Source organism: Colwellia sp. BRX8-9 (assembly GCF_014077245.1).
Lineage (GTDB): Bacteria > Pseudomonadota > Gammaproteobacteria > Enterobacterales > Alteromonadaceae > Colwellia_A.
The window spans coordinates 119801-144812 of the sequence record NZ_JACGVN010000001.1; the positions used below are offsets into that span (position 1 = coordinate 119801).

The following is a 25012-nucleotide window of genomic DNA, read 5'->3' on the forward strand; positions in this document are numbered from 1 at the left end:
ATGATGCCTAACGCCTAATTAACAGGCAAAAAATGGTTGGCTAAAATAGGTGAACGTAGTGAACAAAAAGCCAACTGTTTTTTGTCCTTGTTGAATTTCTTGTTATGTTTAACTATCAGCTGACTCTTGATTTGTTTGCTTTTTACTTAATAAACTAATGAGCTTAACTTGAGAGTCAGCTATGGATTTTTGAGACCCTGCAATATCTGTAATACGGTTAAGTAATTTAACAGCAAAGACGATAATCCCAACTACAATTGCAAGTTGAAAAATGATGGCTAAAAAAGCTACTCCTGCGAACATATACGATCCTTATTTAGTGAATAAAACATAACGCCACGTTAAGCGGCAAAAAATTGTTGGCTAAAATTGTGAACGGAGTGAAACAGCCAACTGTTTTTTGTCCGTTTGAACGTCTTGTTATACGTATTTTACACAAACCGTATATTTATGAGCTAATTTTACAAACATGTAACTAACAATAGGAAACAACGGTGTAAATAATATAAATATTAAGAAGAGTCCACCATCCATTAGACCTGCTTCAGTATTCCTTAATGGAGTTATATAAATAACCAACAACATAAGCGCAAAAGTAAGTGGCCCGGTAAATAAGGTAATTACTAATTTAAATACAGTATTAAGTTGTTGCTCATATGACTTTGCATAATATCTACATACTAAAAAAGAAATATAGAAGTGAACAAAAAGAAAAACACCTAAAACTAGATAACCCACCAAACTTCCCTATACGTATAACGCCCCATTAAGAGGCTTTTAATTGTTGGCTAAAATGTGAAGCGAAGCGGAACCTAGCCAACTGTTAAAAGTCCTGCTTGAATGGCTTGTTATAAGCACATTGAGGCTATTTACTATTTTTTTCCATTTTATCTAAAATTGCATCGTAGCGGTCTGCTTGTAATTCCCACCGAGCTATGATTTTATTCATTTTTTCTTGTTGAATAGCACCAATTTCAAGTTGCTTAGAATATTCTTTGGTCTGCTCTAATATCTCAGCCTCTTGCTCCTTGGCAACCTTTATTGATTCAGCATAAGCTTCTTGCTGTTTAGCCGTTTCTTTTTGCTGAATAGCACCTTCTTCTAATTGGCGCTTTACTTCTTCTTGTTGAGAGTCATATTCTTTTACTTGGCGGTCATAAACCTCTTTTTGAGATTTTTCCGAACTTGCTTGCTCTAAACATCCAGTTGTTAAAAACAACAATAATAAAATATAACAATAATTCTTCAATTTAAACTCCATAGGTTTGTGCTTATAACGCTTTGCTAAGCGGCTAAAAATGGCTGGCTATAATAGCGAGGAACGAGCACAGCCAGCTGTTTGTGTCCGTTTAAGCAACTTGTTATAACTAAATTGACTTTGCGAGGTCTATATATTGACCTTCATCATCTTCGGCTAATGCGCCACTTGTGATTATTTCATTAAGCTTTATAGCTGATTCAGAATTACCTAGTTTTGGTAATTGTACCAATATTAATTCTATTATCCTTTTTCGTTCGGCAGCAACTTGAGCGCTATCATGGCTCCTCCAATGAATTCCTTTGTCATTATATATGGCAAGCTCTTTAACATGACTTACTAGTCTACGTTTAGCGAAATACTTGATGAATATGCCTTTAGTTATAACGCCACGTTAAGCGGCAAATAATAGCTGGCTAAAATGTGTGAGGCACGAACAACAGCCAGCTGTTATTTGTCCGTTTGAACGCCTTGTTAGATTTTGATCGCTTTACCTAACGCCATAAATTCTTTTGCTTTTTCAGAGGTTGAGTCATCTCTACCTGTTACCTTTTCCAACAATTGAGATATTGCAGTTAAATGCTTATGCGCGACATCCATTTGCTTTGATATGTCACTTAACTCTTTGCGCATTTTAATCTGCCCTGACTCATTGAAGATTGCAAAGTTGTGCGTTTTAAAAAAACCATGAACTAGATAATTCCGTTTACTTAAAGCTTGAGATATTACTTCCTCGGAAGTTGAGTCAAACTCGACAATTTTTCTGATTTGACGGAGTAAATTACCCAAAGTTTTTCGATCAACCTCATCGACTAATTTTTTATATCCAATTTTATCGGCGGCTGAAATGTTTTTAGGATCAACAGCCATAGCAACAAATGATAATACGACATTACCTGCTTCGAGCTCTAATACTTGAGCTTTCTCTGCCGCCATTCCAAACTCAGCGTAAAGTTGATGTAAGTTTTCAGATTGATTCATATAAAAATCTAACGCCCATATTAAGCGGCAAAAATTAGTTGGCTAAAATGTTGAACGAAGTGAAAACAGCCAACTGTTTTTTGTCCGTTTGAATTGCTTGTTAGGTTAAATTTATTATAAAACCAGTTAGTTAAAGTAAACTTCGAAACTTAATATAACCGCACCACGACTAAATGCCAAACCATTATTTTGAGCTATTAGACAAAAGTATTTTTAGCGCACAACACAAATGTTATTGCTGGACTCTTGACAATGATTCGCGACATTTAAAAAACGTTTCGGCGAAAACCCACGAAACAGAATAACCACCAAACAAAAAATAGAAATACATAAGTTGGTTAACCATTAAAACAGAAAAGTGGTGCCACCTAACGCCCTGTTAAGAGGCAAAATTTAGTTGGCTAAAATGTTGAGGAACGAAAACAGCCAACTGTATTTTGTCCTTCTTAAACAGCTTGTTATGTGTACATTACTCTAAGTAACGCACAAACGTATACCTAAAAGTATCGAATAAAGTAGATTTATGTTTACGTAATTCAACTTTAACATTTCGCTTGATAGGCAAATGCTTTGGGAGAGATACTTTTACAAGAGTTTCCCTATCAGGCACTTTGACTATAAGATAAATTTTATGCCCATCTTCACGCAATGATGCGTGCTGACTAATAGCAATACCGTTAACTGGTACAGAACTCTTAGAAGAAAAGCCAATAACAAGCCAAATAAGAATAATTAAAACAAGGAATACAATTGACCAAGCACGGAAGTTTTTGTGCTTACCTTTTGAAATCTCCTTTTCTAACTGATGCTTCAACTCTGGACGCATAATTCCCTGTACACATAACGCCCCATTAAGCGGCAAAAAATTGTTGGTTAAAATGTTGAACGCAGTGAAAACAACCAACTGTTTTTTGTCCGTTTGAATGCCTTGTTAGGTAAACATTAATGACGTAGTTAAACCGGTTATAACTTCTGAAGCCCATAAGCTGAAAAAATAAACAAATGATACAATTACCGCATGTTTATTTGAGAGCTCAAATTTAGATTTAGAACGGACAAAGACATAAAATATAGTTACCAGAATAATGGACAATAATATAATTAAATTGATTGTTGCATTTAGTTCTGTAATCCAAAGTAATAAACGTGTAGCAAATAGAACTATAAAAGGAATAGCTAAGAAGAACAAAACATCTTTGAATGTAGCTTTATTTGCAATAAATCTGTTTATTACAAAAAATAATACTATTGAAACTAAAATGACACCGAGCACAAATCTCTCCTTGTTTACCTAACGCCCCACTAAGAGGCAAATAATAGTTGGTTATAATAGAGAGCGAAGCGAACAAAACCAACTGTTATTTGTCCTGCTTGAGTGGCTTGTTAGGTATACCCTACTATTGCATATTCTTTATCGTTAACTCGGTGATACTCATTAATTTTTTTTACTACTTCGGCAACTTGGTCAAAGCTGGCATTATCACAAAAATATAAAACGTAATCATTTGTCACATCTTCGTTAGATTGAAAAGCCGATTCTAAATCAAAGTGCTCTGTAAGCACATCCTCGATATAATCTCGGTGTTCATAATCAATTAATTCAATTGATGCTCCCCATTTTGGATCTGCAACAACTTTAATTTCTGTCAGTATGTAGCGAAACTCATCCAGCATGATGGTATACCTAACGCCCTGTTAAGAGGCAAAATTTAGTTGGCTAAAATGTTGAGGAACGAAAACAGCCAACTGAATTTTGTCCTGCCTTAACAGCTTGTTAGGTGCTTTTAAGCCACCCAATGCTAAGTAAATATCTATTACCTTTTACAACTTTTGATACTTGGTGCTCACTCACATCTGGTCGGAATAATTTAATCCGCTTTGTTTCAAATATAGGATTAGTGCAAATAAACTCACCACCCACATCCGCTTTTTTAAGCACTATATTTAATCGATAGTGTTTACCAGAATCAACTTTATCTGTGTGCGGTGCTATTTCACTCCCTTGTGAGAATTTGAGCAAATAAGTATCAAATTTTATTGGCCATATCGCACCACAAAGCAACATTTTATCGTAGCCTGACTTTTGCCTGCCTCGTTCCCAACGAAATAATTTACTCAGAAAAGACATACTTACTCTCGAAACACCTAACAGCTTATTAGACCGAAAAACTAAGCAGTAGACCACACTTAGCATTCTTTGTTTATTTACAGTTACAATTATCATACTTTACAACATAATAAAAACATTAACATTTTATTATTATTAAACATTTCAAAAGGTGCAACACCGAATCTTTCGGTATTTCGGCAAAAGAAAGGAAAACAACACCAGCTGTATAAAAGAACAGTAAAAATAATTATTGTTTAAAATATAGTAAATAAGTTATAAATTTTGTGTGTGATCAGGTGGGGCAACTTCGATTTTTCTAACTGTAATAATTATCAACTTTTAATGGCGGCATCTAACAGATATCTTTTTGCCATCGACTATTCAAATTATCTCCGTAATGTGACGTCGCGAATAATGCCATCAAATATTACTGTCTTACTAACATTAAGATAAAGGCCAGAAATCTTTGCTGGCTTGACTCAGGCGTTAATACTTGATGCTGAAGTGCTTCGCTGAACTTTAACTACATTAAATAATGAAAAGCCTTATTTTTAGAGCCTTTGATTATGTCTACAATATCTTAAAGTATGTGCATATGTAACTTTGTCTAACGCTTGCGGTAAAAAATATTTTCATTAAATACCATTATTAGATGATATTAACTCTTATCAGAAACAAGATAATAAGTGGTTTGCTTTCCCCTACTTATGCTTGTTGATGTAATGCAAATATACTTCAACATTGGCATGTAGCTATTCTGATAATTACAAACCGGGTAATCTATAAATATTAACAACTAGAGTTTTTTTGTTGCAAGAGTATTGAAACGTTTATCATTGTCGAGTCTTATCTAAGGCCTACTGGTCCTCTTTCTTTTTTATATGCCGTTTTTTTTAGAACCATGTTAAACTTAAAAAAAAATTTTTACGGGTATCATGTTGGCTTATCGATGGGTATTTAAAATATTATTTATGGTTGTTTTGTTCCCCTTTTTGGCTTCTGCAGAAAGTGAGCACGATGATAATGAGGTAATAAATAACTATTTAAAATTACAAAACCTAATACACCTTCAAGGCGATCAACATAACGCTTTTATTTCCACCTTGCTCACACAAATTAACAACTCAGACTATACATTTCTCAAACCCGCTGTTTTTGCAAATTTAGCTGTCCTTAATATTAACGCTGGCAATAAGGCTAAGGGGCAAGAATATTTAGCTGATTCTATTCAAGCATTTAATAACACTTCTTATAATAAGTATACCAACAGTGCTCTGTACAAAGTAAGTCGAGCATACTTACTGATAGGTCAGTATGCTAAAGCCATTGAGTATACTAATCAGCTAAATGCCTTCGCTGTTGAGCATAATGGCAAAAAAATGGAAGTTAGAGCACTGCTTAACTTAGGTTTGATTTATGCTGAATTGCAATTATATGATTTAGCAGAGTTGCGTCTTAATAAGTCTTTGGAAAAAGCTGCCTCTCTGGGAGATAATAAGCTCGAACATTTAACCATACTCTATTTATCAGGTGTTAAAATTAATCAACCCGATAGCAATAATCAAGATATCCTCAAATTAATTAATAGAGCTAAGTCTATTTATGAAAGCATTGGTTATTTAGAGCGGCTAGAAGGATTAACTTACGCAAGAATGGCAAGAGCTAACAAAGCTGAAGAATTGCTATTACAATCACTTTCTTTAGCGGTTAATAATCAAGATGTTCGTCTTAGCCAAATAACAAATCAAAGTATTGCCTCATTTTATTTTACCCAGAAAAATTTTACTCTAGCGTTAGCTCATGCAAAGGAGTCACTTAAAATAGCAATAGAATTAGGCCATAAAACAGAGGTTTCTGAACTCAACTATTTACTAGCGGAAATTTACAAGAGTTTAAATGATGACAAGAACACTTTGATTCATCTCTTGGCTTATGTTGAATTTCAAAACTCTAATCAAGCTAAAGCGTTTGTCGATATGCTCTATGAAATGGATAAAAATATAGCCATAGATAAAAAATTTGCATCTCTTGAAAACGAAAAACTTTTAAATCAAATAGCTATACAAAAAAGTGAAAAATATAACCAACTCTTTATCTTCATCATAATACTAATAAGTGTTTTATCATTCGTTATGCTATTACTTTGGAAAAATAGAAATAAAATGATGCTAGAAAAACTCAGCTATTCAATGCGCGATAATTTAACAGGTTGCTATGTTAGAAATTACTTAGATGATTACTTACCAGGGCTTAAGTCTAGATTTGAACGACGTGATAGCACTACCAAAGAGTCTGTCGGTGTAGTAATGGTAGATTGTGATAACTTAAAACCGATTAACGATAACTATGGACACGCCGCAGGTGATGAAGTTTTAAAAGCTATAGCGACAACACTTTCAAATCAATTGCGTAGCAGTGACGTTCTCGTAAGATGGGGAGGCGATGAGTTCGTTTTATTGTGCGAAAACATTTCCTTAACAGAGTTAGGTAATTTAAGTGAACGTGTAAATGCATCAATAGATAAGCTTGATATTATTTTTGAGAAAAACAATATCTCAGTAACTGTTTCTTCAGGATTTGCATTGCATGATATTAACAGCGGCTTTAATTTCTATAATCTTTTAAAGTGTGCCGATAATTATTTATATCAGTCAAAAAAACAAGGTAAAAACGCTAAAAACGGCGGTATGTATGTACCCAATACTGATTATCAAATATAAACACTTCAATATTCGCCTAATTCCTCAAGGTATACATGGATTGCAGATTTACATATAGTTTGATTTTATATATTACCCAAACCCATGTCCTGAACGGTGTTACGCTTTAACCTCTTTTTAATGCTGACTTAAGACTATTAACCAATCTAACTCAAATAATCTTATTGTTTGCTTAAATGCCATTTTATGCCTTTATAAATCGCTGAATTCCTCAGGCACAGTCTTTTTGAATAGTGTGTGAACTATACATTGCCCGTTCCTTTGTTTCTCTCTCTTTATTTGGATCTTCTATACAGACAACAGATTCGATAATAGCGAGATAATCCGTAGATAGCTTTGTTTCTTTTGCCCCAACAATGACGTGATTTAGGTACCAAGTATATGGTTTTAATGAAGGGTCTATTCTAATTGCACAATAAATTAGTGCTTCGAACGTTTTTCCCTGTTCATTTATTACGGATACTGTTTTTTCATTATACCCAGACCCTAAACTTTCTGCTCTATCTAAAATGGGTTTCTCATTTTCATCTATCTCAAAAAGAGCGCCTACGACCACGTCATCACTATTATTCGTATAAAAAGAGTCGCATTTACCTGATCCATCTTTGCCACTCATATTAAAACGCAACTGATGATTTTTAAGACTTACTGTGTCAATTTTTTGGGCACTTGGCACCCTTTGTTGAAGTCTTATAAGGGACATGTTTGAACCATATGCAAAATACTTCATCAAAACTCCTGTGCGATTAATACCTGTTCAACAGGCAAATAATTATTGGTTAAAAATATAGAACACAAACATTTAACTATTTATTGTTTGAAATTCTATGACATCGGCTATAAGGGTAACAAAAAAACATTAGCTTTTACATGGTTCTATTCCTAAGTTATAGGTTTCTCTTTTTTATCAGTATCCTCGAAAAACTCGGTACTTTAGTGCCTTGTAGTTCACTATAAGAGTCTTTTATATCCCTATCTAGGTTTGGTGCGAAAACCGGGTATGGTATCGGTTAATACCGATACCTCCACTAAGCAATTACTCTCTATTTTTAATGTAAAGCCGTATACCAAAGGTGGTTAGGGTTGCTAATAGTAATAAACCTAAAACGCCAAAAACTAAATTTACATTTTTAAATGGTGTCCATTGAAGGTAATGAATTTTATAAAGTCTGTTGATTAACTTAGTATCATCGCCCTTCTGGCTTAACCTTAAGCTTACCCAATCAAGATTTATTTCAACACCTGTGCTAGTTTTTGCATTTGTTCCATCAATAGAAATAATGTCGCCATAACGTTCTTTATTTTCTGAAAGTGCATCATCAATAAGGCGTTTGTATTCTAACTTAGTTGGCAACCCTTTAACTTGAAGCGTAATAGGGTCTAAATGTTCCGTTTTTCCTTGCGATTTAACCAATAAATGATGTCCTAAAATAGTTTTGATGAGTTTAACTTCACTCCAATTTTCTTTTGGATCAACTAATAACTGTGTTTCTAGGGGATAAGTTTTTAATGATAATTGTTCATAAGCCCCTTTGTAGCCGGGTTTTATAAAAAATATGACACCGGTAATTGTCCAACCAAACATTGGTAATATGAGGATTAAACCTATAAGTCTATGTATTTTTCTACTTGTCATTTTTGTTTTTCTTATTGTTGGAGAGTGAAATCTTAATTGCATAATAACAGCAATAACCCGCTCATTAGTAAAATGCAATGAGATGGAGTCAAGCGCTACAATTAATGAATGCTACTTATTAGTAGGTTTGTTATGTATAGGTTTAATAAGTGGCTGTGAAAAACGCAACAGTAACAGTAAACCTATAATTGCCGCTGCAAAGAAAAGGTACTCACCAAAAGTGCAGTTCTCTTGCTGTATTTCTCGATGTTACTTTTTTAATCTAGCCATTTTATCCTCATTGAGACTGACTGTTTTGATACACGGTTGACATTATTCATTAATGGGTATTATTTTAGGTCGGTAAAGTGAACCCAAAATACCCCCAAAGAGATTTTTATAGATCGCTTCTATCTCTTCTTTGGAGATACTGCCACCATGTATTAGCATTTCAAGTACCTCCCCTGGCTCTTTAACTAGGTAACCAGAAGAACTAAAGCCATTGTTTAAATAGAATGCTTTTCGTTTAACTCGTTGTGGATAGTTTTGTTGTTGTACTTGAAGTTCTTCAATATTTAATACAACTCTGTTTTCATGCTTCTCTTTCAATGCGCCTAATACCCTACTCCCATAACCAGACGAACGCTGATCCTCTGCTATAGCAAAGAAATGAACAAAAACAGTATCTTTATACTCGGTAAGATAGATTAAACCAATCCAGTTATTATTTTCATAAAGAACGCTAAAGCCGTCCTTCCCTTTTCTCAATATGAAGCGAAGCAACCAAGAAGGAACACGCCTTACTGTCGTAAAAGCCTCTTTATAAAGCTCAATAACATTTCTATAATTAACGTCATATTTAGAAAGTGGGCTGAATTTTATGCTCATAGTATTACTCATATCCTTTGAATCTATTGATTAGTAGTCAGGGCTTTTGTACCTTAGCCGTATATGTTTTTAAAGTGCTTGTGCTTTAACTAACATCGTTAGATATTTAACCACTCCATGGCTAAGCCAATATAAATACGCACAACCAAAAGTAACGCGTTACCTTTAAGTTATTGATATAGTTGTTACTTATTAAATTACTTTATAAAAAGCATAACATTGAGGATTAACATCCATTTTAGGTTTCACTGCTTAACATGGCATTAAGCAATGAAAATTTAGTCCATTTATCGCTAATTGACGTCGGATCAATAGCGATAAATTTTTACTACTAGGCTACCTAAATAATAAGTTAGGTCTACAAATTGAAAAAAAACTTCTAGTTACTGCGCGTTAATCGCGGCGCTCATTGATTGCTCAGCAACTTGCTCTAACCACTTAAGATCGACAGTTTGGTGGGCTTCACAAATAAACCAAGGTTCACGTGAATCCGGCTCTAACATAACGCCATTGTCGATTAAGTTAAGCGCGAATTGCGTATAAAGATCACTGTTCGTTTTTTTCCAATCACGATAATTTTGTGGTACTTCACTACCAAAATGTACGCCAAACATTGCATCGGGTCCTGCAAAACAATGTTCAATATCAAATTTTGTAAATACTCTTGAGAGTAACGCTTGAATTTTTTGACCTACTGTCGCAATCGTTTCAAGTGCATCGGTTTCTTTAAGCACGGTTAATGTCGCTTTAGCTGCGCTCAGTGCCACCATATTAGCGGTATAAGTGCCGCCGTGAGTTACCCCGTCTTTTGCAAATGATATAGCATCCATAACATTAGCTTTACCACCAAAAGCAGCAATCGGGTAACCGTTGCCCATAGCTTTTGCATACGTGGTTAAATCAGCATAGATACCATATAAGGCTTGTGCTCCGCCCTTGGCAACACGAAAACCCGTTTTGACTTCGTCCATAATTAGCAAAGAACCATTGGTATCACAAGTGTCACGCAACTTTTGCATATAGGCTTGCGTTGAGGCAATCGAGCCACAGTTACCCATGATAGGTTCAATCAATATAGCCGCAATATCATGACCATGTTCAGCGAAAACAGTATCGATAGCTTTAAAATCGTTAAGCGGTACACTTACTTGATGTTCACGCGTACTTTGTGGGATACCTGCGCCAAAAGGTATAATTTCAGGCGCGTTTTCATCAGTGACTTCCCAGTTATCTACATCAGATTTCCACATCACTTCATCATGCAGTCCATGAAAGCCACCTTCAACCACGACTATTTTATTACGTTTTGTAAATCCACGAGCGGTGCGCACTGCGCCAATAACCGCTTCGGTACCTGAATTAGCAAAGCGCATTTTATCGATATTAGGGCAAAGTGACTTCACCAATTCAACCACATCAGAATCAAGACCGGTAGAGAAACCCGAAATGGTGCCAACGCTAGTGATCGCGTTAATCACTTCATTGTCTACGCGTTCGTCACGATAGCCGAGAATAATTGGGCCATAGGCTAAACGAAAATCAACAAACGTTTGTTGATCACAATCGGTGATGGTACAGCCTTTCATGCTGCTTAAAAATACGGTGTTTTCTTCACCCCAATAACGGTAGCTGTCTGCAACCCCTAACGGCATATTTTCGTGGGCTCTTTTAAGCATAGCATTGCTTTGGGGCTTATGTGGTTTAGTCATGATCGCTCTTTATATCACTGAATGTTTTAAACATTAATTAACGTAAATTTTATCGGGTGATAATACAGGGATAGCGCAATTTCAGGAAGAGTAAATCTTTTAATTAGTCAGGTATTCGTCTTTTAAAGGGGTAAATTAGCTAATAAAGTCATGGTGACCGGGTATAACCAAGCCTAAAAACTACCGTTGCTGTTTATCCATAACACTAAAAAAAGCCTCAGTGATAACCACTGAGGCTTGGATAATAAGTCGATAGCTCGTTGAACTACCTACAATAAACGTTACTTAATCCAATACAATTATAAGCTGAAGGTATGAGATACAGATAACACGACACGGGTATCAGCCAAATCAATGTTCATATTTGTATCTTCAAGAGCAAGATCAACATCAAAGCCGTTCCAATGGGTCATATATTCAACGCGGTAATGGTTGTAAGCATCTTTAGCGTTCCACGACCATTTATCTTTATTCGCTGATATTGAACGATCAAAACTTACCTTAATATTATGACCCGGTTTAACTTCAAACGTATGAGCAACCATAGCAATATAATGATTAACATCAAGACCAAAATAATCCCAGCTATACCAAAAGTTTACTTCACTATTACCCATCGATGAACTGTAGCCAAATTTTGCATAAGCTTCAGGATAGTTGTATGTATCTGACACGTTATCGCCGTGGTACGTATAGTAAGCAATACCTGCATCTAGTCCTATTTTTTCGTTAAGTTGAAAATATTGACCAACATAGGCATCCCACTCAATGTTAGTGTCTTCATAGCGACCAAAGTCAACGTTTGACGCCCAAGTTCCAGCATAAAAGCCGCTATCATCTGCATAATCCAAACTCGCTTGTAATGCTGGATCGTTGCCTGTTTGGCTAACACCGTTAAAGGTATAATCAGAGGCTATGTTAACTGTTGCAGACACATCAGCTAGTGCGGTTGAAGATAATGTTAATAGGCAACTTGCGGCTATAGCTATAATACTTTTATTCATTTAGTTTCTCTTTTTATTTAGTATTCAAATACAAAATGGTCGGTGCTATTCGACTAATTCGATTTTAGTAAAATCAATTTTATTTTCTTTCGGTGAACGCTCAATTTCGCTAACGGCTTTAAACTTGTTAAACAGGATATAACCAAAGCAAGTAAAAAAGAGTCCAATAACGACAGCGCCAACCCATTGGATTTGCAAGAAATCTAATTTAAATAACAGGGTAAGTAAACTAAGAGCAATTAAGTTGCCGAAGAAATATTTCACTCTGCCCAGCCTTGCAACACTCAAGTTCAAATTATCAGTATAGAGACGGATCAATGAATCAAGTGAGTTAATAACGAAGGTTATGCCAACAAATGCCATCGCGATATTATAGAAACCAGCGGTCTCTAGCCCATTTGCACTGTAGTAATACAGTACTGAGAACCATATGGCGATTGGAATAGAAGGAAAAACCAACATCGCTGCCAATACTTGATAAGTACGAAGACCTCCAACAAACCGAGAAGTAAACTGGCCAATCATAATGCTCCAAGCAAACCACCAATAAAGGTAAAATTCATGGTAATCATTAAGAGGCAAAGCAAATTCGTGGATATTACCAAAGTAACCGCCAATCATCGCGATAGTGTTGGCAAACTCACCAATACTTGAGGTTTCTGAAAGAAAAGCCCCACCCCACATTAGACCAATCAATGCCAAAAATAACCAAGTAGTTGCCAAACTTAATATTTTTACGTAACGAATATTAGTACTTGAATAAACCGCTGCAGCTATGACTAAAAATACAATCAAATAGAAGCTACTAACAATAGATTCACCATCGCCAAGTTCAGGCATATACCAAGGTAAATTGGTTAATAATAAATAGGCGGTAAAAGCACAGGTACCAATAATAACTACGTTATTTACCAGTTTAACCAGTGGAATTTCAAAAAAACGTACACGAGGTTCAATCACACAAAAATAGAAACAAGTTAGAAAGTAAAATCCCCAGATAAGAAATGCCCAGTAGCCAAACTCTATGGCCAACGGGTTAGTAAATCCATATTCGGGGTTGGTTGCTAAATCAGCATATCCGGCAAATTCGGTTAACGGAAACATGATCAAGCCAACATCTAGCCCAGAGGTAAACAAAATAGCAATAAAGGTAAATGTTTTAACCGGTGTTACACCGACACAGCGAATATTGCCCCACCGATATAATACAAAGGCGATGGCGGTGAAGGTAAATATCAACCCAGCTGATAACCATGTAGTCATAGTTGTCTCCTGAGTAAGGTATTAATTAATATAAACAAGTAGTACTCCTCTTTGAGGTTTATAAAAGTACACGGCAAATTTAAGCTGAAGATTTCAATTGTCGCCATCATGAAAATATCTTGATGGCGAAAATTAAGATCTAACCGTGTACTGACGATTAACGTTAGTTAATTTTTAGATTTGGCTTTAGTGCGCAATTACTATTAATTTTGCACTAAGCTGACAGGGGCGTTTGATGGCGATAAAACTTCTCGGCCACGAATAATGTCGGCGGCACGTTCGGCGACCATTATGGTTGGTGCATTTAAATTACCGTTAGGAATAGTTGGAAATATTGACGAATCAACAACCCTTAACCCTTCAATACCATGTACTCGAGTTTGGGGATCTACAACCGACAATTCATCTGTGCCCATTTTGCATGAACATGACGGATGATAAGCACTTTCAACAAATTGACGAACAAAAGTGTCAATTTCGTCATCACTTTGGATACCAATGCCTGGCTGTATTTCTTCACCTCGATATTTATCTAATGCACTTTGATTGATAATGTCTCGGGTTAGGCGAACACAGGCACGAAAACCTTCGCGGTCTTCTTCGTGCTCAAGGTAATTAAAGCGTATTTGCGGGTGTGCTTTAGGATCACTCGACAAAGCCTTAATAAAACCTCTACTTTTTGGTTTATTATGACCAACATGCACCTGAAAACCATGACCTGCAAAGGCCTCTTTGCCGTCATAACGCATCGCTGCAGGTAAAAAGTGATATTGAATATCTGGCCATTCTGCGGTTGGTTTAGAGCGAATAAATCCACAAGATTCAAAGTGATTAGTCGAGCCTAATCCTTTCTTTGTTAGGATCCAACGAACACCAATCTGCAATTTACTCCACCAATCTAACTTGCCATTTAAGGTGATCGGCTGCTTACATTTAAATTGGAAGTAGAACTCAAGATGATCTTGCAAGTTTTCGCCAACGCCAGGTAAATCATGTATCAATTCAATACCGGCATCCTCAAGGACAGCTTTAGGACCAATACCTGATAGTTGCAGTATGTGGGGCGAGCCAACAGGACCTGCTGATAAAACAACATCTTTATTAGCAGCAACGTCAACTGTTTTTCCGTTGCGTTCGTAACGTACGCCAACTGCTTTTTTGCCATTAAGTAATACTTTATGTACTAAAGCATGAGTTATCACGGTTAAATTTGCACGTGCCATTGCTGGTCGTAAATAGGCGTTAGCGGTTGAACTGCGCACCCCTTTTTTTACCGTCATGTGCATTGGTCCAAAGCCTTCTTGCTGAGTACCATTATAGTCACTGGTTGCACTATATCCGGCCTCAACACCTGCATCAACAAAGGCCTTATATAATGGGTTTTTCATCTGGTTGCCATTATTAACACCCAATGGTCCATTTTTTCCACGATATTCATCACCGGCAAATGCCCATGTTTCTGCTTTTTTGAAATACGGTAAACAATGAGCGTAATCCCAGTTTTGAGCGCCGTTTTCCTGCCATTCATCAAAATCACGCGCGTGTCCACGAACATACACCATGCCGTTGATTGAAGACGAGCCGCCTAATACTTTACCACGAGGGCAATGCATACGTCGGCCATCAAGATTAGGCTCTGGCTCTGTTTCAAACTGCCATGCATATTTCTTGGTATTCATCGGAATAGATAAGGCGGTAGGCATTTGAATAAAAATGCTTTTGTCACTGCCGCCAGTCTCAAGTAACAAAACTTTACTGTTGCTGTCTTCACTTAGACGGTTCGCTAATACACAACCAGCAGAGCCGGCACCGACTATAATGTAATCATAATTATCACTGTTCATTTAACACTCAACTTTATTACTTTGGTTGCCAACATTTAATTTTGGCAACTATTCAAGGCTTAAGGACGCTAACTAAGCTTTAACTTTATTAAAAAGGGCTGTCTAATGGCTGTAACCCAACATACACCGCTTTTATTTGCGTGTAATAATCGAGTGTTACCAGACCATTTTCACGACCAACGCCAGATTGCTTATAACCGCCAACAGGCATTTGAGCCGGAGAAGCACCAAAACTATTTATCCAACAAATTCCTGCTTCCATTTGATGGGTCACTCGGTGAGCACGAGTAATATCTTGTGTAAACACACCTGCGGCTAAACCAAAGTCAGTCGAGTTTGCGCGTTTTATTACCTCGTCTTCGTCATCAAATGTTAATACAGACATCACTGGCCCAAAAATTTCTTCGCGGCAAATAGTCATTTGATCAGTACAGTCGGTAAAAATAGTAGGAGCGACAAAATAACCACCCGGTGAATTGTCTGGCTGAAGGGTTTTCCCGCCATGTAATAAGGTTGCCCCTTCACTAACGCCAAGCTTGATGTATTTCATCACTAGATTTAAATGCTTTAAAGAAATCAGTGCACCAAAGTTAGTCTCTTCTACCATAGGGTCACCGGCAATTATATTTTGGCTGGTGCGCTGAAGTAACTTTTCAATAAAAACGGGATAAATAGATTTTTGAACGAATACGCGTGTACCATTGGTACAAACTTCGCCTTGAGTATAAAAATTACCTAACATCGCTGCAGAAACCGCATTATCGACATCAGCATCATCAAAAATAATTAATGGCGACTTACCTCCAAGCTCCATGGTGACATCTTTAAGCGTAGTAGCGGCTGCTGCCATCACTTTTTTACCTGTACCGACTTCTCCGGTAAAAGACACTTTGGCAATTTCTGTATGATGAGACAACCACGCACCTACCTCACCTGCCCCTTGAACAACATTAAATACGCCATTAGGAATACCTGATTCTGTAAATATCTCTGCAAGTTTTAAAGCGCCTAAAGGTGTTTCTTCTGAAGGTTTAAAAATCATTGAATTACCACAGGCAAGCGCTGGTGCTGCTTTCCAACAAGCTATCTGTAGTGGGTAATTCCAAGCACCGATACCTGCGCAAATGCCTAATGGCTCGCGACGCGTGTAATAAAAATCGCCATCTACCGACTGTTGATTACCTTCAACACCTGGCGCTAACCCAGCAAAGAATTCAATCGAATCTGCACCTGATGCTACATCGACTACTGAGGCTTCTTGCCATGGCTTACCTGTATCAAGTACTTCTACTTTAGCCAACTCATCGTTACGTTCACGTAATAAGGCAACCGCTTTAAGTAAAATACGACTTCGCTCAATTGCGCTCATTGCAGACCAAGTAGCAAATCCACGTTGCGCGCTTGCAATTGCCTGCTGTTTAATTTTTTCGTCAGCAACTTCAACTTTGTAGATAACTTTCCCTGTTGCTGGGTTAATTACTTCAAATGTTTCGCCGCTATCATTTGCCATGTAGGCACCATCGATAAAGTTTTTATAACATACTAATGACAAGATATTTCTCCATACTGCTTAAGCAGATCGACTATAAATTTTTTACAAAATTGCTCGGCTTGCCTGAACTCTTCTTCAGGGCTTGGGCTTAATGCACTACGTAACCAAAAACCATCTATCATAGCTGCTGCCTGCTTAGTGGCGATGAGTGCTAAATCGTCATTTAATAATTGACGAAAAGAAAAAAGTAGATTGCTGTGCAAGCGCTTGCTGTTTATATTTTGTAGCCTTGCCAATCCTGGTTCATGCATTGATTGCGCCCAGAAACTAAGCCAAGTTTTTGTTGCGGGTTTAGAACGTTGCAATTGAGTGAAATTAGCCTCAATAATCATCATAAGTCGATCGGTTGGCTCAAGATGTTGACCTCTAACACGTTCGAGTAGCGCTAACTTCAATTGTTCAAGCAAGTGTTTAACGGTTGCTTCTACTAATTGCTGCTTGCCACCAAAGTAATGACTAATAATACCTGACGATAAGCCAGCGATCCGACTGATCGTTATTATTGTGGTGTTTTGTAAACCAAATTGTGCGACGGAATCTAAGGTAGCATCAATTAACTGTTGTTTACGTAAGGGCTTCATTCCAATTTTAGGCACTGACTTCTCGAATATTATTTTTAATTGAACGTTCAATTAATTATAATTCTAACGGTTCTGAATGAAATTATCAAGTTACTGTTATCGTTCTAGAGTGAAGGTAAGTCTATAAAATCATTTTAAATCAATATAATAAGCTACATATATGGGTATAAATATACTTTAAAACTTATAATAATGGTTAGTATACGAACTATATTTTAGGTTGTAAATTGATGAGCGAGTGTAAATAAACCGCTATTATTTAGTCAGCGCTAATAAATAAGGTGAGATTAATTGGCTGTTTTTAATGAAATTTTAAAAATGAAACGCGAGAGTACTTGAATTTTCGCTGGGCCTTAGGCCAATCCACTGTTAACGAATATCATCAGTGATCGTACTTTAGGTGATTGGCTCGTTTAAGCAAAGGAGAATGCCGCAATATGACACGAATGTAGAACGCTTAATTCAAAGCATTTGTTATTAGCGTCATGCATTACGGCTGTAGGAATTATTAATCTAGATTGAGTGTGTTACTTACCCTCTAGATAGGCTAAACATTGGGCATTGTTACCTCGAAAGATCACCCTTTCGGCCTTGAGACCTAACTGATATTGATACATAGGATCATAGTATTCTTCAAGTAATGGCTTTAACCAATCTAAATGATAGTGCGTTAGACCCTTTTGCTGTTCAGTGAATGCCTTAGTTTGAAGTATCTGTAGTTGTGCATATCTTTCTGTACCTAAACGTTTACGTACTTTAAATAAGCCGTGTGCTAAATATTCACTAAAGGCAATAAAACCTTGCTCTACGCCATATGCTGTTTGATATTGCGCAGTCATCTTTATAATATATTCTTGGAATATATGTTCAAGACGGTAGTCCAAACTTTCTTCAATGACCACAATTGGCGCTAATGTCATTGCTTGTCGTAAACTTTCAGGTAAATGTACGCTACCAATTAATCGCCCTTCATCCTCTAAGATCAACGGTTTATCTAAACTATAATTACCGGTAATGTATAATTCAGCCAATTTATTTTCAAAGTCTATCTGGCTGGGTTGTGCGGTAACAAAACCACCAAAACTTGAGCCGCGATGACCTGCAACCCCTTCTAAATCAAGACTATTGCTACAATGAGCAAGAAAAGGCGTTTTACCACTGCCGGTATTACCAGCTAAGATAGTTAATGGATGTAGAGCAAGTTGCTCTAGCTCGTTGAGTAAAAATTGACGAAGTGCTTTGTAACCCCCGATAAGCAAAGGATAATTAATACCTGATTCTTTTAGCCAACGCTGTACCGTTTGAGAGCGTAAACCGCCACGAAAACAATATAAATAACCTTGCGGGTTTTGCTGAACAAAACTTTGCCATTGTGCCAAGCGATTATCTTTACTTTGTCCACAAACAAGTTCATTGCCAAGGTTAATGGCGGCCGCTTGTCCCTTTTTTTTGTAGCAGAGCCCTACTTCCGCTCGTTCATCATTATTCATTAGCGGAAAGTTAACAGATTGGTTAAAAGCGCCTTTTTCAAATTCAATAGGAGCGCGAACATCCATCAAAGGAATTTTATTGCGAATAATAGTGCGAAAATCGCTGCTGTCTAGTCGCTCTGTAGCAGCGGTGTTTATAATCATTACAATAAACTCACTGTAGGCGAAGTTGCAGCCACTAGTTCACCAATAGGTTGAAGATTCAGACCATTTTCTTGGCATAAAGCTTCAAAGGCTAGCTTACCTGATGGCTGAACAGCAACCAGTAAACCACCGCTAGTTTGCGGATCACATAAAAGTGTTTTTTGTTTAGGGGTTAACGGGCCAACATGTTCCCCATAACTGGTAAAGTTACGTTCACAGCCACCCGGTATACAACCTTGGTCAATGTAATCATTAACAAAGTCAATACAAGGTATTTGCTTAAAATCGACAATAGCAGCAACATTGCTACCCTGACACATTTCTAAAAGATGTCCTAAAAGTGCGAAACCGGTGACATCTGTCATTGCCGTAACCGTTTCTAGAGCTGCAAATTTTTGACCGATTATGTTTAAAGCTTTCATTTCTTGTGGCGCTAGGTGTGCATGTTCAGCTAATAATTTACCTTGCTTTTCAGCGGTAGTCATAATGCCAATACCTAACGGTTTAGTGAGATACAATAGATCGCCAACACCTGCGGTATTATTACGTTTTATCTGCTCATTATTGATTAAACCGGTAACGGCTAATCCAAAAATAGGCTCAGGTGCATCAATAGAATGTCCACCCGCTAAAGGGATCCCAGCTTCAGCACAAATAGCTCTAGCGCCATCAAGTACTTGTTGGGCAATTTCAGGCGCTAAAATATTGACTGGCCAACCTAAAATAGCAATTGCCATTATCGGCTTACCACCCATAGCATAAATATCACTGATGGCATTACACGCTGCGATTTTACCAAAATCAGTGGGATCATCAACAATCGGCATAAAGAAATCGGTAGTTGAAATAACGCCTTGGCCATTGCCTATATCAAAAACGGCTGCATCATCTTTAGTGCTATTACCCACCAATAGTTCTTTGTGTTCAGGCAATACCAGTGAAGATTTAAGCATTACATCAAGTACCGATGGGGAGATCTTGCAGCCACAACCGGCGCCGTGTGAGTATTGGGTCAAGCGAATTGGTGTCATAAGGATTCAATAAAGTAAAAGCAATAGGCTAATTTACAGTAATATTGGCACCGTTACACCTGTGTATTACGATATAGCTGTTTATGTGAGGATAAATATTGAAATTACGGTTAATATTTGACTGGTTGGGGCATGTTATAACAACAAAATAGGCATTATTGCCTATTTTGTTTAATAGGTTACTTATTAATTAAGCTGCCCGCACTTTACTTAATCCATTCAATTAAGATTAAGAAATAAGGCAAGCCTGCAACACTTTATTATTTACGCGCAACTATATGAACAGCACTAGTGGAACGCTCTAAAAATGCGCCTTCACAGTAAGCAAAGTAATATAACCATAGACGTTTAAATGTCTCATCATAACCAAATTGAGTAAGATCAGACCAAGAAACTAAAAACTTTTCACGCCAATGTGCTAGTGTTTGCGCATAATCTAGACCAATATCATCAAGCTGTTCAACAACAAGACTACTATGTTTGGTAATATTATCTGAGAGTACATTTACCGAAGGTAAAAAACCACCTGGAAAAATATAACGCTGAATAAAGTCTACGTTACTTCTATAGTAATCAAAACGTTGGTCGGCGATAGTGATTGACTGTATAAGTAATTTACCGCCATTTTTCAATAAATCATTACATTGTTTAAAGAAGCTAGGTAAAAATTCATAGCCTACGGCTTCAATCATCTCAATTGAAACGACTTTATCAAATGATCCTGTTAAATCGCGATAATCTTGTTTGAGTAAAGTGATCTTATCTTGTAACCCTAACTTCTCAATACGCGACTGGGCATAATTAAATTGCGCGTCAGAAATAGTTGTTGTCGTTACTTTACAGCCATAATTTTGTGCTGCATATATAGCTAAACCGCCCCAACCTGTTCCTATTTCTAGTAAATGATCACTCTCACACAAAGATAAACGCTGACAAATAGTTTCCAGTTTATGGAGTTGAGCTTCGTCTAATGTGGCATTTTTGGTCGGATAAATTGCAGACGAATACATCATTTCTGGATCAAGAAAACGCGTATATAATTCGTTACCAAGGTCATAATGAGCAAGAATATTTTTCTTTGAACCTGATTGAGTATTTCTATTCTGCCAATGCGTTATGCTGTTCTTAAACTTGTTTAACCATGACTTTTTTGACTCAAGGCTATCAGTTTCTTGTTGTGCTTTAGCAAAAATTCTAATGACATTAGTAAGATTAGGACTGCTCCATTTTCCTTCGATAAAGGCTTCGGATACACCGATACTGCCACCTTTAACAAAATCACGGTAAACACTTATATCATGTATATTGATCTTTCCTTTGAGTAGCGAACTTCCTGGTGTTTCAGGGAAAATGTTATGCTCTGTTCCTTCCACGACTTCTAATTGGCCATATGATAACTTCGAAAAGACAGAATGAACCATGTCACGACAACGCTTATCTATCCAATTCGCTGTCTGCAAAGTTCTAACACCTTCAATTTGTTCCATTTGGTACTCCTTAATCTTATTTTACAATCTATATATTAATTTGATTTTTGATAGCCAATAAAGGGTATCCGTTTAACGAACAACCTTACTGCTTGCCAGTAGATGCCCCAAACAACTTTTACTGTCATTACAGGAAGTTGACACCAGATTGCCAACAAACTTTTCTTAGTAAATGGCTTCTTTTTCATAACAAGACTGGCATCGAATAATTTACTGACTTCGCCTGTCTCTTCATTAATTGTTTTGTTTTCAATTTTAACCAGTAGCTTATCGTGTTCAGATGACGGCGGCTTTACATGCCAAAAATATGTCATTGCCATATCCATAAAGGGTGAAACCTGAAACTCTTTTTTACTGGTATTAGCTGTTTTTTTATTGAGTAAATTAACTAGATAAAAATGTCTTTCATTCCAAGGGGTATTGCTAACCTCTGCTAACATTTGAGTACATTCATTTTTTTCGTTATAACAAAAATAAAAATTAGCTGGGCTAAAATATATACCAAAACATCTAACTTGTACCAACATGACAATTTTAGCTATCTCATTGTGCCCATCTAATAGAACAACTTTTTGTTTTATACGGTCCTTAAGAGAGGATAGTTCACCCTTGACATAATCTTTTTCAACAAAGCGTAAAGGATGAAACCACGAAAAACCAAAAATCCCCATACTGTTACTATTATTTTCTACATCATCAACGTCTATCGCGAGCATATACAAAGAGTAATCAAAACTATGCGCCTTAGGACTAAAGCGACGGTGAATTATATTACCTTGATAAATATTGCTTTTGTTGAATAATTCAGACATTTTTAGCCTTTAACAGTAGGTGCTATATAACATTCAAATTTATTAGCCACTTCTACAGCACTTCTAACACCATCTTCATGAAAGCCATTATGCCAGTAAGCTCCGGCAAAGTGCGTATGATCGACACCACAAATGAGTGATCTGCTTTTTTGAGCGGTGATTGAATCAGCAGAAAAAATAGGATGGTGATAGGTAAATTCTCTTAATATTTTTTTTGGATCAATATCTTCTTTCTGGTTTAATGTCACACAAAAGGTATGCTGACTTTCTATGCCTTGCAAAATATTCATATTGTAAGTAACACTTGCTGCCTTAGAGCGATCTTGACTGAGCTGGTAATTCCAACTTGCCCACGCTTTCTCGCGATCAGGTAAAAGTGTTTTGTCGGTATGTAAAATCACAGAATTGGCACTGTAAGGCATAGCAGATAGGATACTATTTTCATTATCAGTTGCATCATTTAACAAGGCAAGGGCTTCGTCTGAATGACAGGCAATAACAACTTCATCAAAGGTCTCACTAGCGCGCTCGTTAAAGTGCAAGTGAACTTTGTCGTTGCTACGCGTAATCCCTGAAATATCAGCATTAAGTATTATATTATCTTTAAATGGCGCACATAATGGCGTTAAGTAACTTCTAGAGCCTTTTGGTATAACGTACCATTGAGGCCTGTCAGCGATATTAAGTAAACCATGGTTATGGAAAAATTGTACAAAAAACTTAAATTCAACATCTTCCATTTGCGCTAATGAACTTGACCAAATAGCAGCAGCCATGGGTAAAATATAATGCTCAGCAAAAAATGCACTGAAATTATTATCAGTTAAAAATTTACCTAATGTTAACCCTTCCTGATAATCATTGTGCTGATAAATACTTTTACAAAGTTTATTGAAGCGTAATATTTCTTTAACAAGAAACCAGAACTTTGGATTAAATATATTTCTTCTTTGCGCAAATAAAGTATCTAAGTTATGGCCATTGTATTCCAGACCTGTTTGACAGTTGTGAACAGAAAAACTCATCTCAGTAGCTTGTTTACCAATACCAATCTCTGACAATAAAGCCAAGTAATTAGGGTAAGTTTTATTGTTAAAAACAATAAAACCTGTATCTATGGCAAAAGTTTCATCGGCGATTTCAACGTCTACTGTGGCGGTATGACCACCGATTTTGTCATTTTTTTCAAAGACAGTTACTTGGTGCTTTTTTGAGAGTAAATAAGCCGCGGTTAAACCAGAGATACCAGAGCCAATAATAGCAATGTGCTTCATGCTTTTTATTTCCTTAAAATAATTGATTGCCAAAGAGATGCAGGTAAAAAAGAGAATAACTTTAAGGTCAACGTAAGCCTTTTTGGAAAGTGCAAATAATTAGTTCGGCGGTTAACACCTTTAAAAATTCGTGTAGCGGCTTCTTCACTAGATAATAGAAACGGCATATCGAAGGTGTTTTTTTCTGTTAAAGGCGTCTTGATAAACCCAGGATGTACCAATGTTACACCAATATTTTCAGCCACCAGATCAAGTCGTAAACTATTCGCTAAATAATCCATACCTGCTTTTGAGGCACCATATGCTTCACTTCTTGGAAAAGGGACGATTGTTGCACTAGAACTAACAAATACCACCTGCCCACCTTTGTTAGTGAGCGGCAAGAAAAATTCTAAAAGAGCACCTAATGATGATAAATTTGTTGCAATAATATCACTAAATAGTTTGCCGTCGAAATGCTTAGCATCGTCGATGTAACGGCAGTCGCCTGCATTTAATATCATGATATCGATTTCTTTGATATCAACAGCAGCAGACTCTATCTGGGCAGGTTTGGTCATATCGAATACCAATGTTTTAAAAGCCTTACTGCACAGCTTATCTAATTTACTTTTATCACGTCCACAAGCAATAACATTGTCACCCTGCGCTAAATATTTTTCATATAAAGCGTGGCCAATACCTGAAGTGGCGCCTGTGATTAAAACAGTACGAATTGCCATTACTTTGCCGCCTTTTGCTTAATTAATTTTATTAGCTTACCTAAAACAGGTAATTGTTCATAAAGCATTGCGCCAAGATCTAAGTAATCTCGGTGGTAAATGACTTTATCTTCATAACCTTTAATATGGGAGTGGCCTATTACAGTGATAAGTTTACCTTTATTCAACTTGGGGTGTTGATATGACATCGTCCAATAAATAGCAGCTTGATCTTTTTCAGCAATAATATTAGTAATAACAAAATCACAAGTCGATAGATTTTGATATAAATTTTGAAAATATTCAAATAAGTTATCAAAGCCTTTAAGCTCATGAATGGGGTCAATAAAAATAACATCACGATGATAAATCTTTGAAAGAAGATCTAGGTTGTCGGTAGAAAGAGTTTGATAAACGTTAACAAAGTTATTTAACCAAAACGGCGAAGTGGTTGATGTATCCTGTGGGGCATTATTTTGCATTGCTGTTACCGTAATGGCATTAGCTAATCATAGAAATTTTGATTAGCTAAAATTATAAGTAAGCCA

24 protein-coding genes are annotated in these 25012 nt (G+C 36.6%); 1 reads left to right on the forward strand and 23 read right to left on the reverse strand.

The window, feature by feature from the left end; translation table 11 throughout:
- Positions 1-108 precede the first annotated feature (108 nt).
- The 7 genes from H4J70_RS00610 to H4J70_RS00640 all read right to left on the reverse strand — a co-directional run bounded on the left by H4J70_RS00610 (position 109) and on the right by H4J70_RS00640 (position 4367).
- On the reverse strand, positions 109-303 hold the full coding sequence (locus tag H4J70_RS00610; RefSeq protein ID WP_182222999.1) for a hypothetical protein: 195 nt from the start codon (positions 301-303) through the stop codon (positions 109-111).
- Positions 304-865: 562 nt separating this feature from the next.
- Entirely contained in the window at positions 866-1249 is a 384-nt protein-coding gene (locus tag H4J70_RS00615; protein ID WP_182250483.1) for a hypothetical protein, read from the reverse strand.
- Positions 1250-1732: 483 nt separating this feature from the next.
- Positions 1733-2239, reverse strand: coding sequence for a hypothetical protein (locus H4J70_RS00620; protein WP_182250484.1), 507 nt, complete (start codon positions 2237-2239; stop codon positions 1733-1735).
- A 469-nt stretch (positions 2240-2708) separates the two neighbouring features.
- The gene (locus H4J70_RS00625; protein ID WP_182250485.1) at positions 2709-3065 is read right to left on the reverse strand and encodes a hypothetical protein; all 357 of its coding nucleotides are present in this window, start codon (positions 3063-3065) and stop codon (positions 2709-2711) included.
- 105 nt (positions 3066-3170) lie between these two features.
- A complete protein-coding gene (locus H4J70_RS00630; protein ID WP_182231375.1) occupies positions 3171-3512 on the reverse strand; it encodes a hypothetical protein in 342 nt (113 codons plus the stop codon).
- 110 nt (positions 3513-3622) lie between these two features.
- Positions 3623-3913, reverse strand: a complete 291-nt coding sequence (locus H4J70_RS00635; protein ID WP_182204747.1) for a hypothetical protein — start codon at positions 3911-3913, stop codon at positions 3623-3625.
- 100 nt (positions 3914-4013) lie between these two features.
- Positions 4014-4367, reverse strand: coding sequence for a 2OG-Fe(II) oxygenase (locus tag H4J70_RS00640; RefSeq protein ID WP_182250486.1), 354 nt, complete (start codon positions 4365-4367; stop codon positions 4014-4016).
- A gap of 1361 nt (positions 4368-5728) precedes the next feature.
- Here H4J70_RS00640 and H4J70_RS00645 point away from each other — a divergent pair.
- Positions 5729-7069, forward strand: a complete 1341-nt coding sequence (locus tag H4J70_RS00645; RefSeq protein WP_182242597.1) for a GGDEF domain-containing protein — start codon at positions 5729-5731, stop codon at positions 7067-7069.
- 211 nt (positions 7070-7280) lie between these two features.
- Here the strand turns inward: H4J70_RS00645 and H4J70_RS00650 are convergent, their stop codons facing one another.
- The 16 genes from H4J70_RS00650 to H4J70_RS00725 form a co-directional block, all read right to left on the reverse strand.
- A complete protein-coding gene (locus tag H4J70_RS00650) occupies positions 7281-7799 on the reverse strand; it encodes a gamma-glutamylcyclotransferase family protein (protein WP_182222676.1) in 519 nt (172 codons plus the stop codon).
- A 306-nt stretch (positions 7800-8105) separates the two neighbouring features.
- On the reverse strand, positions 8106-8705 hold the full coding sequence (locus H4J70_RS00655) for a hypothetical protein (protein WP_182230978.1): 600 nt from the start codon (positions 8703-8705) through the stop codon (positions 8106-8108).
- A gap of 312 nt (positions 8706-9017) precedes the next feature.
- Entirely contained in the window at positions 9018-9572 is a 555-nt protein-coding gene (locus tag H4J70_RS00660; RefSeq protein WP_182230979.1) for a GNAT family N-acetyltransferase, read from the reverse strand.
- A 383-nt stretch (positions 9573-9955) separates the two neighbouring features.
- Positions 9956-11281 (reverse strand): aspartate aminotransferase family protein, encoded by a 1326-nt coding sequence (locus tag H4J70_RS00665; RefSeq protein ID WP_182230980.1) that lies wholly within the window; start codon positions 11279-11281, stop codon positions 9956-9958.
- 299 nt (positions 11282-11580) lie between these two features.
- Complete coding sequence (locus H4J70_RS00670; RefSeq protein ID WP_182230981.1) at positions 11581-12285, reverse strand: TorF family putative porin; 705 nt, start codon at positions 12283-12285, stop codon at positions 11581-11583.
- Between the two features lie 45 nt (positions 12286-12330).
- Positions 12331-13548: a BCCT family transporter gene (locus H4J70_RS00675; RefSeq protein ID WP_182217262.1), complete on the reverse strand. Its 1218-nt coding sequence runs from the start codon at positions 13546-13548 to the stop codon at positions 12331-12333.
- Between the two features lie 203 nt (positions 13549-13751).
- The gene (gene betA, locus H4J70_RS00680; protein WP_182217264.1) at positions 13752-15392 is read right to left on the reverse strand and encodes a choline dehydrogenase; all 1641 of its coding nucleotides are present in this window, start codon (positions 15390-15392) and stop codon (positions 13752-13754) included.
- An 88-nt stretch (positions 15393-15480) separates the two neighbouring features.
- Positions 15481-16944 carry a betaine-aldehyde dehydrogenase gene (betB, locus tag H4J70_RS00685; RefSeq protein WP_182250487.1) on the reverse strand — a complete coding sequence of 488 codons (1464 nt, stop codon included), beginning with the start codon at positions 16942-16944 and terminating at the stop codon, positions 15481-15483.
- On the reverse strand, positions 16935-17540 hold the full coding sequence (gene betI, locus H4J70_RS00690) for a transcriptional regulator BetI (RefSeq protein WP_182250488.1): 606 nt from the start codon (positions 17538-17540) through the stop codon (positions 16935-16937). Before betI ends, betB begins: the two co-directional genes overlap by 10 nt.
- A gap of 512 nt (positions 17541-18052) precedes the next feature.
- Positions 18053-19159 (reverse strand): tRNA 2-selenouridine(34) synthase MnmH, encoded by a 1107-nt coding sequence (mnmH, locus tag H4J70_RS00695; RefSeq protein WP_182250489.1) that lies wholly within the window; start codon positions 19157-19159, stop codon positions 18053-18055.
- Complete coding sequence (gene selD / locus H4J70_RS00700) at positions 19159-20190, reverse strand: selenide, water dikinase SelD (RefSeq protein ID WP_182250490.1); 1032 nt, start codon at positions 20188-20190, stop codon at positions 19159-19161. The genes mnmH and selD overlap by 1 nt, the downstream gene beginning before the upstream one ends.
- A gap of 260 nt (positions 20191-20450) precedes the next feature.
- Positions 20451-21677, reverse strand: coding sequence for a cyclopropane-fatty-acyl-phospholipid synthase family protein (locus H4J70_RS00705; RefSeq protein ID WP_182222668.1), 1227 nt, complete (start codon positions 21675-21677; stop codon positions 20451-20453).
- Between the two features lie 35 nt (positions 21678-21712).
- Complete coding sequence (locus H4J70_RS00710) at positions 21713-22489, reverse strand: DUF1365 domain-containing protein (protein ID WP_070373604.1); 777 nt, start codon at positions 22487-22489, stop codon at positions 21713-21715.
- Positions 22490-22491: 2 nt separating this feature from the next.
- A complete protein-coding gene (locus tag H4J70_RS00715; RefSeq protein ID WP_182217276.1) occupies positions 22492-23763 on the reverse strand; it encodes an NAD(P)/FAD-dependent oxidoreductase in 1272 nt (423 codons plus the stop codon).
- Between the two features lie 5 nt (positions 23764-23768).
- Positions 23769-24485, reverse strand: coding sequence for an SDR family NAD(P)-dependent oxidoreductase (locus tag H4J70_RS00720; protein WP_182250491.1), 717 nt, complete (start codon positions 24483-24485; stop codon positions 23769-23771).
- A complete protein-coding gene (locus H4J70_RS00725; protein ID WP_182222667.1) occupies positions 24485-24946 on the reverse strand; it encodes a nuclear transport factor 2 family protein in 462 nt (153 codons plus the stop codon). Before H4J70_RS00725 ends, H4J70_RS00720 begins: the two co-directional genes overlap by 1 nt.
- Positions 24947-25012: the final 66 nt, after the last annotated feature.

Bases quoted from the DNA above. Each gene is read 5' to 3' on its own strand.
- H4J70_RS00705 (WP_182222668.1), bottom strand. From the start codon at position 21,677: ATGGAACAAATTGAAGGTGTTAGAACTTTGCAGACAGCGAATTGGATA.
- H4J70_RS00635 (WP_182204747.1), bottom strand. From the start codon at position 3,913: ATGCTGGATGAGTTTCGCTACATACTGACAGAAATTAAAGTTGTTGCA.
- H4J70_RS00645 (WP_182242597.1), top strand. From the start codon at position 5,729: ATGGAAGTTAGAGCACTGCTTAACTTAGGTTTGATTTATGCTGAATTG.
- mnmH (WP_182250489.1), bottom strand. From the start codon at position 19,159: ATGATTATAAACACCGCTGCTACAGAGCGACTAGACAGCAGCGATTTT.
- H4J70_RS00670 (WP_182230981.1), bottom strand. From the start codon at position 12,285: ATGAATAAAAGTATTATAGCTATAGCCGCAAGTTGCCTATTAACATTA.
- H4J70_RS00665 (WP_182230980.1), bottom strand. From the start codon at position 11,281: ATGACTAAACCACATAAGCCCCAAAGCAATGCTATGCTTAAAAGAGCC.
- H4J70_RS00675 (WP_182217262.1), bottom strand. From the start codon at position 13,548: ATGACTACATGGTTATCAGCTGGGTTGATATTTACCTTCACCGCCATC.
- H4J70_RS00620 (WP_182250484.1), bottom strand. From the start codon at position 2,239: ATGAATCAATCTGAAAACTTACATCAACTTTACGCTGAGTTTGGAATG.
- H4J70_RS00710 (WP_070373604.1), bottom strand. From the start codon at position 22,489: ATGTCTGAATTATTCAACAAAAGCAATATTTATCAAGGTAATATAATT.
- selD (WP_182250490.1), bottom strand. From the start codon at position 20,190: ATGACACCAATTCGCTTGACCCAATACTCACACGGCGCCGGTTGTGGC.
- H4J70_RS00650 (WP_182222676.1), bottom strand. From the start codon at position 7,799: ATGAAGTATTTTGCATATGGTTCAAACATGTCCCTTATAAGACTTCAA.
- H4J70_RS00655 (WP_182230978.1), bottom strand. From the start codon at position 8,705: ATGACAAGTAGAAAAATACATAGACTTATAGGTTTAATCCTCATATTA.
- H4J70_RS00625 (WP_182250485.1), bottom strand. From the start codon at position 3,065: ATGCGTCCAGAGTTGAAGCATCAGTTAGAAAAGGAGATTTCAAAAGGT.
- H4J70_RS00720 (WP_182250491.1), bottom strand. From the start codon at position 24,485: ATGGCAATTCGTACTGTTTTAATCACAGGCGCCACTTCAGGTATTGGC.
- H4J70_RS00610 (WP_182222999.1), bottom strand. From the start codon at position 303: ATGTTCGCAGGAGTAGCTTTTTTAGCCATCATTTTTCAACTTGCAATT.
- H4J70_RS00715 (WP_182217276.1), bottom strand. From the start codon at position 23,763: ATGAAGCACATTGCTATTATTGGCTCTGGTATCTCTGGTTTAACCGCG.
- H4J70_RS00660 (WP_182230979.1), bottom strand. From the start codon at position 9,572: ATGAGCATAAAATTCAGCCCACTTTCTAAATATGACGTTAATTATAGA.
- betA (WP_182217264.1), bottom strand. From the start codon at position 15,392: ATGAACAGTGATAATTATGATTACATTATAGTCGGTGCCGGCTCTGCT.
- H4J70_RS00725 (WP_182222667.1), bottom strand. From the start codon at position 24,946: ATGCAAAATAATGCCCCACAGGATACATCAACCACTTCGCCGTTTTGG.
- H4J70_RS00640 (WP_182250486.1), bottom strand. From the start codon at position 4,367: ATGTCTTTTCTGAGTAAATTATTTCGTTGGGAACGAGGCAGGCAAAAG.